At 72.4% G+C, this 18,601-nt stretch carries 18 protein-coding genes and 2 pseudogenes; 8 read left to right on the top strand and 12 right to left on the bottom strand.

All coding sequences use genetic code 11. The features are described from left to right. Window positions 1–230: 230 nt before the first annotated feature. The 3 genes and pseudogenes from ACZ6TU_RS27460 to ACZ6TU_RS27450 all read right to left on the bottom strand — a co-directional run. Window positions 231–746, bottom strand: a complete 516-nt coding sequence (locus ACZ6TU_RS27460) for a hypothetical protein (RefSeq protein ID WP_467676592.1) — start codon at window positions 744–746, stop codon at window positions 231–233. 112 nt (window positions 747–858) lie between these two features. Then, on the bottom strand, window positions 859–1,371 hold the full coding sequence (locus ACZ6TU_RS27455; RefSeq protein WP_467676590.1) for a DinB family protein: 513 nt from the start codon (window positions 1,369–1,371) through the stop codon (window positions 859–861). Between the two features lie 49 nt (window positions 1,372–1,420). Next, window positions 1,421–1,785 (bottom strand): annotated as a pseudogene (locus tag ACZ6TU_RS27450) (TetR/AcrR family transcriptional regulator); the annotation flags it as partial. On the opposite strand from ACZ6TU_RS27450, the pseudogene ACZ6TU_RS27445 reads away from it, so the two are divergent. Beyond that, window positions 1,726–2,065 (top strand): annotated as a pseudogene (locus ACZ6TU_RS27445) (FAD-dependent monooxygenase); the annotation flags it as partial. The pseudogenes ACZ6TU_RS27450 and ACZ6TU_RS27445 overlap by 60 nt on opposite strands. 13 nt (window positions 2,066–2,078) lie before the next feature. Further along, on the top strand, window positions 2,079–2,984 hold the full coding sequence (locus ACZ6TU_RS27440; protein WP_467676588.1) for a Gfo/Idh/MocA family protein: 906 nt from the start codon (window positions 2,079–2,081) through the stop codon (window positions 2,982–2,984). Here the strand turns inward: ACZ6TU_RS27440 and lnt are convergent. Continuing rightward, complete coding sequence (gene lnt / locus ACZ6TU_RS27435) at window positions 2,908–4,482, bottom strand: apolipoprotein N-acyltransferase (protein ID WP_469551754.1); 1,575 nt, start codon at window positions 4,480–4,482, stop codon at window positions 2,908–2,910. The genes ACZ6TU_RS27440 and lnt overlap by 77 nt on opposite strands. Before the next feature lie 68 nt (window positions 4,483–4,550). Beyond that, the gene (locus ACZ6TU_RS27430; RefSeq protein WP_467676584.1) at window positions 4,551–5,021 is read right to left on the bottom strand and encodes a nuclear transport factor 2 family protein; all 471 of its coding nucleotides are present in this window, start codon (window positions 5,019–5,021) and stop codon (window positions 4,551–4,553) included. A gap of 92 nt (window positions 5,022–5,113) precedes the next feature. Here ACZ6TU_RS27430 and ACZ6TU_RS27425 point away from each other — a divergent pair, with 92 nt between their 5' ends. Then, a complete protein-coding gene (locus ACZ6TU_RS27425; protein ID WP_467676582.1) occupies window positions 5,114–5,716 on the top strand; it encodes a DUF4291 domain-containing protein in 603 nt (200 codons plus the stop codon). A gap of 20 nt (window positions 5,717–5,736) precedes the next feature. Here the strand turns inward: ACZ6TU_RS27425 and ACZ6TU_RS27420 are convergent, their stop codons facing one another. From ACZ6TU_RS27420 to ACZ6TU_RS27410, 3 genes are all read right to left on the bottom strand, one after another. Then, window positions 5,737–5,916: a hypothetical protein gene (locus ACZ6TU_RS27420; protein ID WP_467676580.1), complete on the bottom strand. Its 180-nt coding sequence runs from the start codon at window positions 5,914–5,916 to the stop codon at window positions 5,737–5,739. Between the two features lie 97 nt (window positions 5,917–6,013). Then, window positions 6,014–6,889, bottom strand: coding sequence for an undecaprenyl-diphosphate phosphatase (locus tag ACZ6TU_RS27415; protein WP_469551748.1), 876 nt, complete (start codon window positions 6,887–6,889; stop codon window positions 6,014–6,016). A gap of 161 nt (window positions 6,890–7,050) precedes the next feature. Continuing rightward, window positions 7,051–7,521, bottom strand: a complete 471-nt coding sequence (locus tag ACZ6TU_RS27410; protein ID WP_467676368.1) for a winged helix-turn-helix transcriptional regulator — start codon at window positions 7,519–7,521, stop codon at window positions 7,051–7,053. A gap of 95 nt (window positions 7,522–7,616) precedes the next feature. On the opposite strand from ACZ6TU_RS27410, the gene ACZ6TU_RS27405 reads away from it, so the two are divergent. Then, on the top strand, window positions 7,617–8,786 hold the full coding sequence (locus ACZ6TU_RS27405) for a thiolase family protein (protein ID WP_469551744.1): 1,170 nt from the start codon (window positions 7,617–7,619) through the stop codon (window positions 8,784–8,786). Between the two features lie 22 nt (window positions 8,787–8,808). Here ACZ6TU_RS27405 and ACZ6TU_RS27400 read toward each other — a convergent pair whose 3' ends face one another. Beyond that, window positions 8,809–9,600 (bottom strand): TVP38/TMEM64 family protein, encoded by a 792-nt coding sequence (locus ACZ6TU_RS27400; RefSeq protein ID WP_467676364.1) that lies wholly within the window; start codon window positions 9,598–9,600, stop codon window positions 8,809–8,811. A 333-nt stretch (window positions 9,601–9,933) separates the two neighbouring features. On the opposite strand from ACZ6TU_RS27400, the gene tuf reads away from it, so the two are divergent. Together tuf and ACZ6TU_RS27390 are read left to right on the top strand one after the other, a co-directional pair. Then, the gene (gene tuf, locus ACZ6TU_RS27395; RefSeq protein WP_467676362.1) at window positions 9,934–11,103 is read left to right on the top strand and encodes an elongation factor Tu; all 1,170 of its coding nucleotides are present in this window, start codon (window positions 9,934–9,936) and stop codon (window positions 11,101–11,103) included. An 86-nt stretch (window positions 11,104–11,189) separates the two neighbouring features. Further along, window positions 11,190–12,035, top strand: a complete 846-nt coding sequence (locus ACZ6TU_RS27390; RefSeq protein ID WP_467676361.1) for a spermidine synthase — start codon at window positions 11,190–11,192, stop codon at window positions 12,033–12,035. On the opposite strand, the gene ACZ6TU_RS27385 is transcribed toward ACZ6TU_RS27390, so the two are convergent. Together ACZ6TU_RS27385 and ACZ6TU_RS27380 are read right to left on the bottom strand one after the other, a co-directional pair. Continuing rightward, a complete protein-coding gene (locus tag ACZ6TU_RS27385) occupies window positions 11,997–13,310 on the bottom strand; it encodes an MFS transporter (RefSeq protein WP_467676359.1) in 1,314 nt (437 codons plus the stop codon). The two genes, ACZ6TU_RS27390 and ACZ6TU_RS27385, sit on opposite strands and share 39 nt — an antisense overlap. Before the next feature lie 113 nt (window positions 13,311–13,423). Beyond that, on the bottom strand, window positions 13,424–14,437 hold the full coding sequence (locus tag ACZ6TU_RS27380; RefSeq protein ID WP_467676357.1) for a DUF8017 domain-containing protein: 1,014 nt from the start codon (window positions 14,435–14,437) through the stop codon (window positions 13,424–13,426). A gap of 164 nt (window positions 14,438–14,601) precedes the next feature. Between ACZ6TU_RS27380 and ACZ6TU_RS27375 the strand changes: the two genes are divergently transcribed. After that, entirely contained in the window at window positions 14,602–15,054 is a 453-nt protein-coding gene (locus ACZ6TU_RS27375; protein WP_467676355.1) for a DUF4442 domain-containing protein, read from the top strand. 51 nt (window positions 15,055–15,105) lie between these two features. On the opposite strand, the gene galU is transcribed toward ACZ6TU_RS27375, so the two are convergent. Then, window positions 15,106–16,008 (bottom strand): UTP--glucose-1-phosphate uridylyltransferase GalU, encoded by a 903-nt coding sequence (gene galU / locus ACZ6TU_RS27370; protein WP_467676353.1) that lies wholly within the window; start codon window positions 16,006–16,008, stop codon window positions 15,106–15,108. Between the two features lie 395 nt (window positions 16,009–16,403). Here galU and ACZ6TU_RS27365 point away from each other — a divergent pair, with 395 nt between their 5' ends. Then, window positions 16,404–18,272 (top strand): RICIN domain-containing protein, encoded by a 1,869-nt coding sequence (locus tag ACZ6TU_RS27365; RefSeq protein WP_467676351.1) that lies wholly within the window; start codon window positions 16,404–16,406, stop codon window positions 18,270–18,272. Window positions 18,273–18,601 lie beyond the last annotated feature (329 nt).

Here is an 18,601-nt window from a genome sequence, read left to right as displayed (position 1 = left end):
CCGGGGGGCCTCGGCGGCCACGATGGGCCGGCCGAGGCGGGGCTCGACCCCGACGCCCAGCGCGTTCATCCCCAGGTCCGCCATGCCGGCTGTAGTGCCGGGAGCGGGGCCGCTGCGCGGGGCAGCGGCCGAGCGCCGGCAGCGCGGCAAGGCCCTGGTGTGAGGACCGCCGTGCGGGCAGGTCACCCCCCCCCGGGGCGGCGCCCAGGTTGCACCGACCCGGGCGCGGTTCAACGCCCGTAGGTGTCGCGGCAGATGGTCGCCTCCGGGCTGTCCGCCCGCCACCCCCCGTAGCGCCTGCCCAGCGCGCACACGTCCGTGTTGCTCGGGACGTTCTCGTGAAGGTCCTGGCGTACCGACTCCGGGACGTCGGGCAGGTCGGCGTGCGGACGTCGTGGGCTGGGCGGGGCCGGGGCGGGGCGTTCCGGGCGGACGGGGCGCGGGCGGACGTCGCGGGTGCCGGCCGGCGGCTGCATCCGCTCCGGCGAGGCCGCCGGGGGCGTGGCCGGGCGGGACGCGGACGCTGTCGGCTCCGGGCGGCGGGGATCCTCGATGAGTTGCAGGGCCTCGCGGGGCGGTGCCTGCACGATCTGTGTCTCCGTCCGTCCTTCCGACTGCGGCGCCGACGGCCGGGGCGGTGCCGCCGAGGGCCCCGGTACGGGCGCATGCTGGACCGTCGTACAGCCGGAGAGGGCCGAGACGGCCACGGTCACCAGGAGCGTCGCTGTGGTCGTCGTTCGATGCACCCGCGCCACTCTGGTGCGTCCGGCCCGTGGCAGGGCGGCGGACAGGCGGAGGATGCCCCGCACGGGTGATCTCCCACCCCGCACGGAGGCAGTCGGCCTGTCCGGGGTGACGTCAGTCGCCGGTCGAACCGTCGATGCGCTCGCGGATCAGGTCGGCGTGGCCGTTGTGCCGCGCGTACTCCTCGATCATGTGGGTGTAGATCCACCGCAGGTTGAACCGCTCGCCGGTGCGGCGGTGCTTGCCCTCGGAGAGGTCGTCCAGGCCGAAGCGGGCGGCGTTGCTCCGGGCGGTCTCGATCTCGGCCTGCCAGGCGGCGTGTGCCTCCTCGTAGGTGTCCGCCTCGGTCAGACGGAACTCGCCGTCCGGGTCCTCGTCGCTCCAGTAGAGCGGCGCCACGGCCTCGTTCGTCAGCACCCGGCGGAACCAGCTCCGCTCCACGTCCGCCATGTGCCGCACCAGCCCCAGCAGGGACAGGTCGGAGGGCTCCACGGCGGCGGACCTGAGCTGCTCGGCGCTCAGGCCCTCGCACTTCCACGCGAGGGTCTGCCGGTGGAACTCCAGCCAGCCCTCCAGCATGGTGCGTTCGTCGGCGGTCGTGGCAGGCATACGGCGTTCGGTCGTCATGCCCGCATCCTTTCCCAACGCGCCGTGCCGCACCACGGCTTTTTCGGGGCCCGAGCATCCCGTCGAGCAGCTCCCGCAGGCCGGCCCGGCCCTCCTCCAGGCTCGGCGCCGCGGCACCGAACGACCCCGCCACGCAACTGAACATCAGCCGTCGGCCCAGCCGACGAGCGACAGCGTGTGCCTGGCCGGATCCGTCGAGTCCATCCCGGTGACGAGGGCGGCCGGCTGCTCACGGAAGCGGGCGCCCGTCGCGTCGAAGCAGGCCCGCAGCTCCGGGCGGCGCGTGGCCTCCAAGGCCGGTTCGTACCGGGCGAGGATCAGTTCGCGGTTGCGGGTCAGGGTGCGGTGGGTGGCGGCGACGCCGCGCACGCCATGCCCCCGACCCTCGGCCAGGGCGGCAACCAGGCCATCGAGGACGCGATCGTCCTGGCTCACCCTTGCGACGACCTCCCCGCCTACACCGCCGGCCGGCTGCCCCGTACGACCGTCATCGCACGCCGAGCCGTGAAGGTCGCCCGCATCGACCTCATGACCAGCCGCGTCGGGACAGTCGTACGCGACACGGCCGTGGCCGCGCTGCCGAAGGCCGGGCCCGCGCTGTTCGTGCGGGGGCTTCGACGGCATCGCCGACTGGCGGCCGCCGCTGGGGGAGGCCGTATGCTCCGAGCAGACCCCGCCGGCAGGCAACCGTTAGAGGAGACCACCCCGTGAAGGTCGGCTGCATCGGACTCGGCGACATCGCGCAGAAGGCCTACCTTCCGGTCCTCGCCTTCCAGCCAGTGGTGGAGCTGCACCTCCAGACGCGCACGCCCGCCACGCTCGACCGGGTCGCCGACGGCCTCCACGTCCCGCCGGAGCGGCGGCACACCACCCTCGACTCCCTCCTCGCGGCAGGCCTCGACGCCGCCTTCGTGCACGCGCCCACGATCGTGCACCCGGAGCTCGTGACCCGGCTGCTGGAGGCGGGCGTGCCGACGTACGTCGACAAGCCGCTCGCCTACCGACTCGACGCGTCCGCACGGCTGGTGGCGCTCGCCGAGGAAAGGAACACGAGCCTCGCCGTCGGCTTCAACCGGCGTCACGCCCCCGGCTACACGCAGTGCGCCGACCATCCGCGCGAGCTGATCCTCATGCAGAAGAACCGCATCGGGCTCCCGGAGGAGCCGCGCACGATGATCCTCGACGACTTCATCCACGTCGTGGACACCCTGCGGTTCCTGGTGCCCGGCGAGGTCGACGACGTCACCGTGCGCGCCCGCGTGAGGGACGGCCTGCTGCACCACATCGTGCTTCAGCTCGCCGGGGACGGCTTCACCGCGCTCGGTGTGATGAACCGGCTCAGCGGTTCGGCCGAGGAGATCCTGGAGGTGTCCGGGCAGGACACCAAGCGGCAGGTCATCAACCTCGCCGAGGTCGTCGACCACAAGGGGCAGCCGACCGTGCGGCGGCGCGGCGACTGGGTGCCGGTGGCCCGGCAGCGCGGGATCGAGCAGGCGGTGCTGGCGTTCCTGGACGCGGTGCGGGCGGGCAAGGTGCTCAGCGCCCGGGACGCGCTGGAGACCCATGAACTGTGTGAGCGGGTGGTACGCGCGGTTCAGGAGGAGACCGCCTGAGCCGCAGCGTCCGCAGGCCCTCGCCGGCGGCCCAGGCAGCGAGGGTCAGCATGGCCGCGTGCACGGTCCAGTCGCCGAGGCGGACGTACGGCGTGGTGCCGTGTGCGAGGGGGATCTCGTAGCTCTGCGTGGCGGACGCGTCCGTCCCGAGCCATGAGCCGACGCGCTGCCCGCCCGGGCCGTAGACGGCGGAGACACCCGTCAACGTCGCGTGCACCATCGGGCGACCGGTCTCGGCGGCGCGCAGCGCGGCGAGTGAGGCGTGCTGCTCGGGCGCCCAGCTGTTCTGGAACGTGGACGTCGACGACTGGCCGATCAGCACGTCGACGCCCTCCCGGGTGAGGTGGCGGGTCATGTCGGGGAATGCCGTCTCGAAGCACACCATCGGGCCGACGCGCAGGTTGTCCCCCACGTTCATCACGACCGGCTGGGAGCCGCGCATGCGGTCCTCGCCCGCGGCCTTGCCGACGGAGGTGGCCCAGCCGAGCAGGGAGCGGGCCGGGACGTACTCGCCGAAGGGGACGAGCCGCATCTTGTCGTAGCGCTCGCCGGTGAGACCGTCGGGCCCGACCAGGATGGAGCTCTTGTAGATGCCGGGCTGGTCGGAGCGCCGGGCGTCCACGTTGACCAGGATGTCGGCGCCCGTCGCGCGGGACAGGCCGGCGAGCCGCCGGGCGAGGTCGGGCCGGTCCCCGAGGTCGTAGCCGACGCTGCTCTCGCCCCAGACGATCAGGTCGGCGTCCTGTCCGGCGAGCCGACGGGTGAGCTGTTCCTCGCGTGCGAACCGGCGTTCCCCGCTGTCCGGGCCGCCGACGATGCCCGGCTGGACCACGGCGATCCTGACCTGGCCGTCGACGGCGGGCCGGGGCGAGAGGGTCCAGGCGGCAGAGGTGGCGGCGGCCGTGGCGACGAGGCCGGCCACGGCGGGCACGCGGGCCTGCCGGACCGCGACGAGGACGGCGACAGCGACGTTGACGGCCACGACCAGGAAGCTCAGCAGCCACACCCCGCCGACCGAGGCCAGCCGCAGCGCCGGCTCGACCTGCCACTGACTGGAGCCGAGCATGCCCCAGGGGCCGCCCAGGCCCTGCCAGGAGCGGACCAGCTCGGCGGCCAGCCAGCCGGACGGCAGGACGACGAGAGCGGCCGCGATCCGCCGCCGCGAGGGCACGCCTGCCAGCAGCCGGTGTACGAGCCATCCCCACAGGGCCCACAGGGCGCCGAGCAGCGCGGCGAGGACGAACGTGAACACGTGCAGGAACGGCAGCAGCCAGTGGTGCATGGCCAGCATGAAGCCGAACCCGCCGCACCAGCCGTCGTACGCCGCCCGTTTCGCGGTCGGCGCGTTGCGCACCAGCAGGATCCAGGGGACCAGGGCGGCGTAGGCGCACCACCACAGGGACGGGGCGGGATAGGCGAGTACGGGAAGGGCGCCCGCGATCACGGCGGCGGCCGAGCGCCGCCAAGAGGAGGCGAGCCAGTGGCCGAGCGTCTTCATAGGCGCCTCCTACCCCGTGGTGCCTCCAGTGTGCGCCCTGCGGACGATCTAGGACAGAGGACGCCGGGTCAGTTGACCACAGGTGCCGTCCGCCGCTCGGGAAGGCGCCGCCACTTCTCCCGTACGACCACCTCGCTCAGCCGCCAGCCGTCGATCGTGCGCCGCAGCGCGAAGGCGTACCGGCCGCCGCACACGAAGTCGGGCGCGGGACCTTCGGCGGCCATGGGGTTGACGTAGTCGGCCTGGACCCGGGCCGTGTCGCCGCTGTCCTGCTCCCAGACATCGAAGCGCACCCGCCGGTTGACGATCAGGTGCTGTCGCACAGGGAACAGCCGCATGTTCTCGGCGAGCCACGCAGCGACCGCCGTGGCCTCCCCCTCGATGCCGCCGGCCGAGCGGTAGTCCGCCCGCCCCTGAGGGGCGAACAGTCCCCGGTACGCCTCCCAGTCACCGTCGTCGACCGCCACCGCGTAGTCGGTGATCACTTCGTCGACGGCCAGCCGGTCCCTCACGGTGGCGAGCTCCACACGCTGCGTCATCGGATCAGTGTTGGGCATGGGAGGTGCGGAGCCAAGGGGTGTGCGTGATATTCGGTGGCCGGGGAGGGGCGCCGGGGCCCAGCCTGTCCTTCGTGAACGATCAGAACGAACCGAGATTCCGGATACGTGCCCGCCACACCGAGTCCACGATCACCGTCTACCAGGCCTACCGACCGGAGATCGGCGGCCCCGCCGCTCGCCATGGCCGGTTCCCGTCGTCCTGGAAGCGCGACCGCATGACATGGATCAAGCCGTCGTTCCTGTGGATGATGTACCGCTGCGGCTGGGGCACCAAGGAGGGCCAGGAGACGGTCCTGGCGGTCGAGATCAGCCGTGCGGGGTTCGACTGGGCGCTGCGCAATGCCTGCCTGTCCCATCACGTCCCCGCCCTGCACGGCGATCGGGCCGAGTGGAAGCGGCAATTGAGGCAGGCGCCGGCGCGGGTGCAATGGGATCCGGAGCGGGATCTGCGTCTCAACCCGCTGCCGCACCGGTCGCTCCAGCTGGGGCTCGCGGGGGAGGCGGCGGCGCGGTACGCCGACGAGTGGATCGTGGGCATCGAGGACGTCACGCCGCTCGCCACGGAGGTCCATGCGCTGGTGCGGGCCGGTGAACTCGATTCGGCCGCAGGGCTGTTGCCCGAGGAGCGGCCGTACCTCGTCGAGGACGAGGTGCTTGCGCGTCTGCGCGCCTAGGGAGTGGGGGGAGGGGCGGGTCAGGCTGCCTTGACGACGGCGCTGTGGATCGCGGCCGCCCACTCGACGACCAGCAGCTCGTACTCCGCGCGCTCCTCGGCCGACAGGGTGCCGCCCGTGCGCCGCCAGAGCGCACGGATCTCCTCGTTGACCTCGGCGGCGGACCGCACGGAACCAGGGGTCACGAAATCGGGGGACATGCGGACAAGCCTAGGGGCAGCCACTGACAGGCCGCCACCGGACGGCTACCCCAGCCCTATGCGGTTGGTCACGAGACGCGGGTCACAGACCGCCCGGTCAGCCCGCCGACTCGGCGGCGTGCGGGCTCAGCACACCCATCGTCACCAGGACGATGATGACGATGCCCAGCGCGATGCGGTAGTAGACGAACGGCATGAAGCTCTTGGTCGAGATGAACTTCATGAACCAGGCGATCACCGCGTAGCCGACCGCGAAGGCGATGATCGTCGCGAAGACCGTCGGCCCCCACGAGACATGCCCGCCCTCCGTCGCGTCCTTGAGCTCGAACAGGCCGGAGGCGAGTACCGCGGGGATCGCGAGCAGGAAGGAGTAGCGGGCCGCGGCCTCGCGCTTGTAGCCCATGAACAGGCCGCCGCTGATGGTGGCGCCGGAGCGGGAGACGCCCGGGATGAGCGCCATGGCCTGGCAGACGCCGTAGATCAGGCCGTCCCGTACGCCCAGGTCCTCCAGGGCTTTGCGCTGCTTGGGCGCGCGGTGCCGGCCGCTTTTCTCGTCCCGGGCGGCGAGCCGGTCGGCGACGCCCAGGACGATGCCCATGCCGATCAGCATCGTCGCGGTGATCCGCAGGTCGCGGAACGGTCCCTCGATCTGGTCCTTCAGCGTCACGCCGAGCACACCGATCGGGATCGAGCCGACGATGACCAGCCAGCCCATGCGCGCGTCGGGGTCGCTGCGCAGCGCCTTGTTGGTGAGTGAGCGCGTCCACGCCGAGATGATCCGCCCGATGTCCTTGCGGAAGTAGATCAGCACGGCGGCCTCCGTGCCGATCTGGGTGATCGCCGTGAAGGCCGCGCCCGGGTCCTTCCAGTCCAAGAAGGCCGCCGTCAGCCGCAGGTGTGCGCTGGAGGAGACGGGGAGGAACTCGGTCAGCCCCTGGACGAGTCCGAGGATGAGTGATTCGAACCAAGACATGAGGTAGCGGAGTCCAAGTGCCGATCGTGGAACGGACGACGGGGCACGCCGGGCCGGCCAGTGCGATGACCGGGGGATCAGGTGTGCCGAGGGGGAAGCGTAGCGTCCCCGGATGGCCGATCCGACACAGGGGTTTGACAGATACCCCGCGGCAGGAGGGATCAAGCCGCCGTCGGTCCGGTCACCGTCCAGCCGGGCGCCTGGGGGTGGGCCGTGAGGTCCTCGTGGCGCACCTCGTCGCCGCAGGCCCGGCAGGTGACGACCGGGGCGAGTGCCCGGCCGCAGGAGTGCTCCAGGACCATCGGACGGTCGCCGTCCGCCCGCAGATGGCGGTCGCCCCAGGCCATGAGGGTCATCAGCACCGGCTCCAGTTCCAGCCCGGCCCGGGTGGGCCGGTACTCGAAGCGCTGCGGGCGCTCGCTGTAGGGGTGCTTGACCAGGATCCCGGCGTCGACGAGCCGGCGCAGCCGCGTGGCGAGGATGTCGCGCGGTGCGCCGATGTTGCGTACCAGCTGGTCGAAACGGCCGTTGCCGAGGCACACCTCCCGCAGCACGAGCAGGGAGTACTTCTCGCCGACCAGGACCAGGGTGTCGGCGATCGAGCAGGGGCGCGGGTCTTTGCTGGCGGCCATGAAGCCCAGTCTAGGAGAGGGTTGGATTTTCCAACCTGGCGGGGCTACGGTGAGTTTGGATTTCCTACTCACTGGTAGTCGTGGAGGGCCGCACCATGCGTGACGCAGTCATCGTCGAAGCCGTACGCACCCCGATCGGCAAGGGCAAGCCGAACGGCACCCTCGCACACGTCCACCCGGTGGAACTCCTCGCCCACACCCTGCGCACCCTCGTCGAACGCTCCGGCGTCGACCCGGCGCTGATCGACGACGTCATCGGCGGCACCGTCGACCAGGTCGGCGAGCAGGCCATGAACACCACCCGCTACGCCGCCCTGTCCGCGGGCTTCCCGGAGTCGGTGCCGGCGACCACCGTGGACCGCCAGTGCGGCTCCTCCCAGCAAGCCGTGCACTTCGCGGCGCAGGGCGTCCTCTCGGGCGCGTACGACCTCGTCGTGGCCTGCGGGGTCGAGTCCATGAGCCGGGTGCCGATGTGGTCGAACGTGCCCGCGGGCAAGGACCCCTTCGGACCCGGGATCGCCGAGCGCTACGCCGAGGGGCTCGTCCCGCAGGGCATCAGCGCCGAGCTCATCGCCGCCAAGTGGTCGATCGGCCGCGAGCGGATGGACGACTTCGCCGTCTCGTCGCACCGGAAGGCCGCGGCGGCCTGGGGCAGCGGGCTCTTCGACGCCGAGGTCGCGCCCCTGGAGGGCGTCACACGCGACGAGTGCGTACGGCCCGGCAGCACCACCGAGGTCCTCGCCGGCCTCAAGCCCGCCTACTACGACCCCGGATTCGCCGAACGCTTCCCGCAGATCGAGTGGAACGTCACGGCGGGCAACGCGAGCCCGGTCAACGACGGCGCCTCGGCGGTGCTCATCACCTCCAGCGAGACCGCTGCCCGGCTCGGCCTGCGCCCGCTCGCCCGGCTGCACAGCTTCGCCGTCACCGGCTCCGATCCGCTGCTGATGCTCACGGGCGTCGTGCCGGCGACCGAGAAGGTGCTGCGCAGGGCGTCGCTGACCCTCGACGACATCGACCTGTTCGAGGTCAACGAGGCCTTCTCCAGCGTGGTACTGGCCTGGCAGCAGGAGACAGGCGCCGACCTCGCCCGGGTCAATGTGCACGGCGGCGCCATCGCGCTGGGCCATCCCCTCGGCGCGAGCGGCACCCGGCTGACGACGACGCTGGTGCACGCGATGCGGGAGCGGGGCGCCCGGTACGCGCTCCAGACCATGTGCGAGGCGGGCGGACTCGCCAACGCCATGGTGCTGGAACGGGTGTGAGCCGGGCGGGTTTAACGGTTCGTCAGAGCTGGCGCAGGCGGTGTCGCTTGCGCCAGGCCATCACCACGCCCGCCAGAGCGGGCAGGGCGATGCAGGCCAGGGCGATCAGGAAGGCGGGGGACGTCGGGGCGGAGGCGCGGGCGCCGGCGACGGCGTACGCGGCGGTGTTCGGGATCGAGCCGAGGCCCGTCGCCAGCAGGAACGGCAGCAGGCCCATGCGGGAGACGGAAGCGCAGTAGTTCGCGGCCCAGAACGGCACGCCGGGGAAGAGCCGCACCGCCAGCATCGAGCGGAAACCGTGCCGGCTGAGCTGGCCGTCCGCGGCCTTCAGCCAGCGCCCCCGCAGCAGCGGCCGCAGGGCGTCCTGGCCCAGCGCCCGGCCCAGGCAGAAGGCGACCCCGGCACCGAGCACCGTGCCCGCCAGCGCCACGCCGGTGCCCAGCTGCGAACCGAACAGCGCCCCCGCCGCGAGGTTCAGCAGCGGCCTCGGCACGAACGCCACGGTGCACACGCCGTATGCCACCGCGAACACCACCGCCGCCATGGCTCCGCCGAGCTGCGGTGGCCAGCCCTGCGTCAGCAACCGCTGCGGCTCGAACAGGAGCACCCCGCACGCACCGGCGGCGAGCAGCGCGACGAGCAGGGACAGCCGCGACCACGGGGAGAGCAGAACTCTCGTGCAGCGAGCGGCGAAACCGGTGGACGGGACGGGCGAGGCGGTCGTTGCCGAGGGGACGGCGACGGCGAGCTCCGCGGTGCTGGCCCGGGGAGAGGCCGTGGCGGTGCCCCCAGAGCGGGTGGTGGCATCGAGCATCCGGTGACACTAACCGACAAATGTGTGTGATCGCCGTATGGTTCGTCTCACGAGCGTCACAGGTGCCCGGGCGCAACCGCCTGCGCGGACCGGACGAAAACCATTCGACGTGCGGTAAAGCGTCGGCAATGATCTGACTCATGTTCCGGCACGCCTTCACCCTCGCAGCATCCGTGGTCACGGATGCCCCGAAGGCTGCCGTCGCCGTTCTCACGGCCGTTGCCGACGGCGCCCGAAGCTGACCCTCTCCGGTTCGTCCGGCGGCCCCGCAAGGGGAGGGTCGGGCAGGTCCTCGGGGTCCCACTCCATGACTAGACGCTTCGAGGTACAGCCATGTCCAAGACGGCCTACGTCCGCACGAAACCGCATCTCAACATCGGCACGATGGGTCATGTCGACCACGGCAAGACCACCCTCACGGCCGCCATCACCAAGGTCCTCGCCGAGCGCGGCACCGGCACGTTCGTGCCCTTCGACCGGATCGACCGGGCGCCCGAGGAGGCGGCGCGCGGCATCACCATCAACATCGCGCACGTCGAGTACGAGACCGACACGCGGCACTACGCGCACGTCGACATGCCGGGCCACGCCGACTACGTCAAGAACATGGTCACCGGCGCCGCGCAGCTCGACGGGGCGATCCTCGTCGTCTCGGCGCTCGACGGGATCATGCCGCAGACCGCCGAACACGTGCTGCTCGCCCGGCAGGTGGGCGTCGACCACATCGTGGTCGCCCTCAACAAGGCCGACGCGGGGGACGAGGAGCTGACCGACCTGGTCGAGCTGGAGGTACGCGACCTGCTCACCGCGCACGGCTACGGCGGTGACTCCGTACCCGTCGTGCGCGTCTCGGGACTGAAGGCGCTGGAGGGGGACCCCCGCTGGACGGCCTCGATCGAGGCGCTGCTCGACGCGGTGGACACGTATGTGCCGATGCCGGAGCGGTATCTGGACGCGCCGTTTCTGCTGTCCGTGGAGAACGTGCTGACTATCACCGGTCGGGGGACCGTGGTGACCGGTGCGGTGGAGCGGGGCACGGTGCGGGTCGGGGACAAGGTCGAGGTGCTCGGGGCTTCCGTCGAGACCGTGGTCACGGGGCTGGAGACCTTCGGCAAGCCGATGGAGGAGGCGCAGGCCGGGGACAACGTGGCGCTGCTGCTGAGGGGGGTTCCCCGGGACGCCGTCCGGCGGGGGCACGTGGTGGCCGCGCCGGGGAGTGTGGTGCCGAGTCGCCGTTTCACGGCGCGGGTGTATGTGTTGTCCGCGCGTGAGGGTGGGCGTGCGACGGCTGTCTCCAGCGGGTACCGGCCGCAGTTCTACATCCGTACGGCGGATGTGGTGGGGGACGTCGACCTCGGTGAGGTGGCTGTGGCGCGGCCCGGGGACACGGTGGTGATGAACGTGGAGCTGGGGCGGGAGGTGCCGTTGGAGCCGGGGCTCGGGTTCGCCATTCGTGAGGGTGGGCGGACTGTGGGGGCGGGGACCGTGACAGCGGTCGACTGAGGTTGTGGGGAACTGCGGGCCGTCCTGGACCGGTCGCGCAGTTCCCCGCGCCCCTTCTCTGCGGTGGCTCCACGCACAATGGAGGGGTGAAGGACGCCATTCCCGTCGCCCGATCCGTCGATCACGGGTTCGCCAAGCTCATGCCCGACGTCGACCGGGAGCGGGCCTGGTTGCTGACCGTCGACGGGGCGCCGCAGTCGTATGTCGATCTGGACGAGCCGACGCATCTGGAGTTCGAGTACGCGCGGCGGCTCGGGCATGTGCTGGACGTGGTCGCGGAGCCGGGGTGTGCGCTGGACGTGCTGCATCTCGGTGGGGGCGCGCTCACGCTGCCGCGGTACGTGGCCGCGACCCGGCCGGGGTCCCGGCAGGACGTCGTCGAGGCCGATCGGGGGCTGCTGGAGCTGGTGACCGAGCATCTGCCGCTGCCGGAGGACGCGCGGGTCGCGCTGCACGCGGCGGACGCCCGTGCCTGGCTGGAAACCGGCCCCGCGGACTCGGCGGACGCGATCGTGGCCGACGTGTTCGGCGGTTCACGGGTGCCGGCGCACCTGACGTCGGTCGCGTACGTCCGTGAGGCCGCGCGGGTGCTGCGGGACGGCGGGGTCTATCTCGCGAACCTTCCCGACGCCGCGCCGTTCGCTTTTCTGCGGTCCCAACTCGCCACGCTGGGCACGGTGTTCGAGGAGCTCGTGCTGATCGCCGAGCCTGGGGTGCTGCGTGGGCGGCGGTTCGGGAACGCGGTGCTCGTGGCCGGGCACGAGCCGGTCGACGTCGCCGCCCTGGCCCGGCTCATGGCCGCCGACGCCTTCCCGGCCCGGGTCGAACACGGCGCCGCCCTGCGGGAGTTCACCGGGGCCGCGCGGGCGGTGCGGGACGAGGACGCCGTGCCGTCACCCGAGCCCCCCGACGGGGCGTTCGGTATCGGCTGACGCGTGCTCCGTGCCCCCCTGGGCCACCGGTGTGGTCCTGCGCCGCAGGTTGCGTACGTCCGGTACGCACAGAGCGGCGGCCGTGACCAGGACGACCAGGCCGGCGCAGCCCCACAGCGCGGCCGTACGGCCGAACGCCTCCTCGGCGGGGCCCGCCGAGGCCGTGGCGAGCGGTACCAGCGCGACCGAGCCGAACCAGTCGTACGCCGAGACGCGGGAGAGCTTGTCCTCGGGGATCTCCTGGTGCAGGGCCGTCATCCAGGACACGCCGAACACCTCCACCGTGGCGCCGGCGACGAACATCACCACGTAGAGGACGCCGATCGGCACCGGTACGGCGAGCGCGGCCGAGGGCAGGGCCAGGGGGAACACGCAGAGGGTGCCGGCGAGGAGCAGACGGCGGGGTTTCCAGCGGGTCATCAGCACGGCCCCGGCGACGGTGCCCGCCCCGAACGCGCCCAGGGCGAGGCCCCAGGGGCCCGCGCCGCCGAGGTGGTCGCGGGCGACCAGCGGGCCGTACACCGCGTCGGCGGCGGAGACGACCGCGTTGGCGATCGAGAACTGGACGACGACGGCCCACAGCCAGGCCCGGCCGGAGAACTCCCGCCAGCCCTCCCGCAGATCGGCGAGCAGACCGCCACCCGGTGCGCGCGGCGGGATGTGGCCGACGTCGAGGAAGGCCCGCAGCGCACCGGCGACGGCGAAGGCCGCCGCGTCCGCCGCGAGCACCCAGCCGGGCCCGATCGCGGCGACCATCGCACCGCCGACCGCGGCACCGCCCAGGGCCGCGCCCTGCATCGCCATCCGGAACACCGCGAACGCACGGCCCGCCTGCTCGCCCGAGACCGAAGACATCAGCATGCCCTCGGCGGCCGGGCCGAAGAATGCCTGACCGGTGCCGCCGAGGGCGGCGAGCAGCATCATCTGCCACAGCCGGGGGTCCCCGGTCAGCACGAGGGCGGCGAAGGCGGCCTGGGAGAGGCAGTTCAGGGCGTTGGCCGCCACCATCACGCGGTGCCGGGGCAGCCGGTCCGCGACGGCTCCGCCGATCAGCAGGAACAGCACCAGGGGGAGCGTCCGGGCCGCCGCGACCAGGCCGACGTCACCGCCGTCGCCGCCCGTTTCGAGGACGGCGAACGCCGCGGCGACCAAGGCGCCCTGGCTGCCCAGGTTGGTGACGACCGCGGAGGCGGTCAGCAGGGAGTAGTTGCGCCCCGCCCAGGCGGGCCGACGGGGACTCCGGGCGGAGGCGGTCGGGGTGGTGGGGGATGTCACCGGCCGACTATCGCCGCCTTGAGCCCGTCCTGCCAAACGGTTTTGCACGGTGTCCCGAGGTTCCGCTGAGCCGGGGCCGCCTCCGGCCGGGGCGGACCCGTTCGGCTTCCGGGTCAGCCTCCGGTCGGCTCGCCGTGCAACCGGACCGTGCTGAGGATCTTCACGATGGTCTCCTTGGGCACCTCGCCCTTGACGCCCTTGGCCCCGAAGAAACTCCACGCGACGAAGTCGCCGGCCGAGTTCTTGAAGCCGAACGTGACCGCCTTGCCGTCGCTCGCGCACTTGCCCTTGTCGGGTGTGTTCTCCGACCACGCCCAGGCGACGCTGCCCTTGACGCCCGCGGCGGTGGTGTAGGGCTTGGCCTTCTCCTCGGTTCTGACACTCTTCTTGTCCGGCTGCGTGTATCCGCCGTACACCCACCAGGCCACCTGGTTGACCGCGACCTCGTCGGTGTTCTTGGCGCCGTCCGCACCCTTGGTGCCCGCTCCGGCCAAGGACTCGCTCTCGGTCCTGCCGTCCTTGTCGTCGTCGCTCGTGCACCACTCGGACTTGTAGAACGCCGGCGCCGACATGGTGATGAGCGGCTTGCCGTCATCGGACTTCTCGTCCTCGAAGAAGACGGACGACGTCGGGGCCGCCACCTCCCAGTCCGCGGGGACGTCGAAGGCCGTGCCCCACTTGGGGTTGATGACGACCTTCCAGCCCTTGACCGTGGGCTTCTCCTCCTCGCCGCCGCGGGGGTTGTCGCCCGTGGCGGGCGCGCTCGGCTCCGCGGACGGGCTCGCCGGCGCCGTGTTCTTCTTGCTTTCGCCCTTGCCGCCGTCCGCCGTGTCGTCCTTGTCGCCGCCCAGCACCAGGAAGCCCGTGACGCCGGCTGCCACGACGACCGCCGTGGCAGCGATGATCGCGACCAGCTTCGTCCGGTTGCCGCCGCCACCGCCCTGCGGCGGCTGCGGCGCGCCGGCCGGCCCGGGGGCACCCCACTGCGGCTGCTGTCCATAGGGGTTGGGCTGCTGCTGATAGCCCGGCTGCTGGTACGGATTCGGCTGCTGGTACCCCGGCTGCTGGTACGGGTTGTTCGCTTGCGGGTTCTGCTCGCCCCCGGGCGGCTGCTGTCCTGGCCACATGGGCAGCAACCCTAGCCGCGCTCCGGACACGATTCGGTCACTGCCCGTGGACGGAGACGTAGCAACCCGGAACGGGCCGACGTGGACGGTTGGGGGTGAGGACCGGTGCGGCGGTCGTCACACGGGCCTGGTCAGGCGTCTCTACTCGTGAGTAACATGCGGCCATGAGCGCAGACCAGATGTCCATCGGCGAGATGCTCGCCGCCACGGTGCCCATGGCCCGGACCCTCAACCTCGAGTTCCTCGAGACGACGCCGGAGCGGGCGGTGGTGTCCCTGCCGGACCAGGGCGAGTACCACAACCACGTGGGCGGGCCGCACGCCGGGGCGATGTTCACGCTCGGCGAGTCCGCGAGCGGGGCCATCGTGCTGGCCGCGTTCGGGGACCAGCTCTCGCGCGCCGTGCCGCTGGCCGTCAGCGCCGAGATCTCCTACAAGAAGCTGGCGATGGGTGCGGTCACCGCGACCGCGACCCTCGGCCGCCCGGCCGCCGAGGTCGTCGCGGAGCTGGACGCCGGTGAGCGCCCCGAGTTCCCGGTGGTCATCGCCATCCAGCGGGCCGACGGTGCCGTGACCGGCGAGATGACCGTCGTGTGGACGCTGCGTCCCAATGGCTGATCCGGCTGTCGTGTGTGCGGGACCCCGGCCGAGTGCCGGGGTTCTCGCATGTCAGGCCGCGATGTCCCGCCGCGCGGGACGTGCGCCGTCGAGGTCCGCGACGAACCCCTTGAGCGAGGCCACGAACTCCGGCCCCAGGTCGGGCCGGTCGCAGGCCAGCCGGACCACGGTGCGCAGGTGGTCGGCCTTGTCGCCGGTGTCGTAGCGCAGGCCCTCGAAGACGACTCCGTGCACGGTGCCGTTCGTGGCCAGTTCCTGGAGGGCGTCGGTCAGCTGGATCTCGCCGCCCCGGCCCGGCGGGGTGCGCTCAAGGATGCCGAAGACGGCCGGGTCGAGGATGTAGCGCCCGATGACGGCGTAACGGCTCGGCGCGTCCTGCCGGGCCGGCTTCTCGACCAGACCGGTGACGCGGACGACGTTCTCCTCGCCGGTCGGCTCCACGGCCGCGCAGCCGTAGAGGTGGATCTGCTCCGGCGGGACCTCCATCAGGGTGACCACGCTGCCGAGCCGGCGGTCGCGGACGTCGAGCATCCGGCTGAGCAGGGTCTCGCGCGGGTCGATCAGGTCGTCGCCGAGCAGGACCGCGAAGGGCTGGTCGCCGACGTGCCGGCGGGCGCACAGCACGGCGTGGCCGAGGCCGAGCGGCTCGCCCTGCCGGATGTGGTGGATGCTCGCCAGCCGCGCCGGGTCGCGCACCGCGTCCAGCCGCACGGTGTCGCCCTTGGCCGCGAGGGTCTGCTCCAGCTCGAAGGCGTGGTCGAAGTGGTCCTCGATGGCGCGCTTGTGCCGGCCGGTGACCATCAGGACGTCGTCCAGTCCCGCCGCTGCCGCCTCCTCGACGACGTACTGGATGACCGGCTTGTCGACGACCGGCAGCATCTCCTTGGGCGTCGCCTTCGTGGCGGGCAGGAAGCGGGTGCCGAGACCGGCGGCCGGGACGACCGCCTTGCGCACGGTGCGGGCGGGGGTGAACGGGGTGGAAGGGTGGGGGCGCTCATGCGGTCCATGCCGGCGGGCGGAGATGAGAGCGCGCCGAGAACCACATGGGAGCGGGCTGTGGAGTTGGAGATTCAGTGGACCAACCGCCTTTGCGTGCACACAACTTGAGGCTCAGTGCGGCGGTGTTTTCGAAAGCGGGTGCGGATACCGCCGGTAACATTTCTGAATTCGCCTCGTTTTGAACTTGGGTCATCCGAACTCCTTGTTACCTGTGAGTCGTATGTGCGAAAGTGAGCCGCCTCACAGCCGAGTCCGCAGCTGACGCGGCACAGGTATGCACCAATCACGCACCTGCTTTCCGACGGACGCGCAATTCGCATGCCGTCCTGCGGCTGGAAGGAAATGGTTCAGTGCAATCCCCTTACCCCCCACGCCCGCCGTACCCGCCGCGCCCCGGAACGGGCCCCGCGGATTCCGATCGCAATCTTCTCGCCCGGGTCGGTGATCCCGGCGAAGGACCGCGCGCCGCCGCGCTGTTGCTGGCCAGGCACTGGCGGGCTGCGTACGAGTACGCCGTGATCTGCCTGGCCTCCTCGGCGGATTCGGCGTCGATGGCGGCCGCCGCCGCGTTCCGCCGGGAACTCGCCCGGCCGGGCGGTGGCGCCCTGCGCCCGCGGCTGCTCGCGGCCGTGCGGGACACGGTCGGGGAGTGGGCCGCCGACGACGGCATTTCCGGAGTACTGCCGGAACTCCGCAAAACCGTCGGCGCTCGTGGTCTGCGTGCCGCACGGTCCACGACGCCTGAAAGGCGGCGGCTCGCCGAACGCGCTTTCCGGGCCCTTCCGGGGGCTTCCCAATGTCTGCTCTGGCACACGGAGGTCGAGGCCGAACCCATATCCGTACCTGCCGGTCTGCTGGGAGTGGACGTCCGTACCGCGTCGCCCGCGCTGGAGCAGGCGCGCGAGCAATTCCGGGCGGGTTGCGTCCGGGCCCACCGGGAACTCGCGCCGACGCAGGAATGCCGCTTCTACAACCGTCTGCTGGACGTTCCGATGCGCCGCGGCGGGGCCCTGCTGCCGGATGTGCAAAGGCATCTGATGGCCTGCCGCTACTGCCGGCACGCCGCCGAGCAACTCAGCCATTTCGAGGGCGGGTTGGAAGACCTGCTCGTCGAGACCGTGCTCGGCTGGGGGGCCCGCCGCTACCTCGAATCACGGCCGGGCCGCGACGGGGGCCGGAGCGTCCTGCCCGCGGTCCCGGCCGGCGGCCGTCACCGGCTCCGCGCCCGTGGCCTGCCGGCGGGTGGCCGGCCCGTGCCTTCGAGGAGACACACGAAGTCGCTGGCCGCCGCGATCGGGGTGACCTCCCTCGTACTGCTCGCGACGCTGCTCGCCGCCAGGGGCTGGACGGAGGAGGGCGGCACCGTCGCTCCCCAGGCCACCTGGGGGGCGGTCAGCGGCCACAGCGTCGACCCGGATTCCGCGGGAACCTCCTCGGCCGGACTCCCGTCGGCCGCGTCCGCGGGCCACCCCGCCGAAGTGGCCCGTGGGCGGCTGCGCAATCTCGACGCCGGCCTCTGCCTCGACGTCCGGGGCGGCCGGGCCCGGGCCGGCGCCCGCGCCGTGCTGACCTCCTGCTCCACCGCCGGCCCCCTCCAGTGGTCGTACCAGGACGACGGCATGCTGCGCAGCGCCGCCGACCCCACCCTCTGCCTGAGCTCCGACACCGTCGAGGGCCCGGTCGTCCTGGCCGGCTGCCTCGTGCACGCCGGAGTGGTGCGTTACGACCTGACCGTGCGCGGCGAACTCCTGCCGCGCGGCGGCAAGGGGCTGGCCGTCACCCACGGCAAGGGCCGAAACGTGATCGTCGCCGGGCGCGACGGATCCGAGGCGCAGCGATGGGCGCTGGAGCCGGAGGTGGCTGCCGGGGGCGACGCGGGGGAGCCGGGAAAGCCGGGGGAGCGGCGGGGTCAGGACGCGCCTCGGGAGAGCGGCCGGAAGGAGAGCGGCCCGGAGAAAGAGCCGTACGACGGCGCCCCGCCCGGGCATCGGCCCGAACCCCCGCGGATCAACTCCGGGGAACCGCCGCAGGAGCGGTACGAGACGCGGTTCGCCCAGGCGGACTGCTGCGACGCAGCCGAACCGGGACCGGCCCCCGACGACAGCGGCACGCCCGGCACCGACGTGCCCGGTCCGGCGCCCGACAGCGACGTACTCGGTTCCGCGACAGCCACCGTGAACACGGCCGTGACGACGGTTCACCCCGCCACGCTTCCGTAGACCGGCCCTTCGGGCCGCCTCCGCAGGGTCACGCCGCCCGAGGGCGGGCCGGGCCTTCGTCGGGTCACGCCGCACCGGCCCCGAGGGCGTGGGTCCGGTGGCACCCGCGGGGGTGCCCGGACCCGTCTCCGGGGGTCGGGTTTCCGGCGTCAGCGGCCGGTCGTCCGGGGCTGTTCCCGGGGCGGGTCCGGCCTCCGGTGTCACCCCTCGTGCCGGTGGCACCCGCGGGGGTGCCCACGGACCCGGACGCCCGCTGGACGGCCGACGGCCTCGACGTCGCCTTCACGGTCCGCGACACCGGCCCGCGCGCCGCTGTTCCCCGGCCCGCA

The organism is Streptomyces sp. NPDC052064, assembly GCF_055585925.1.
The sequence above is the reverse complement of the archived record's forward strand: the minus strand, read 5'-3'. Positions and strand labels throughout refer to the sequence as shown.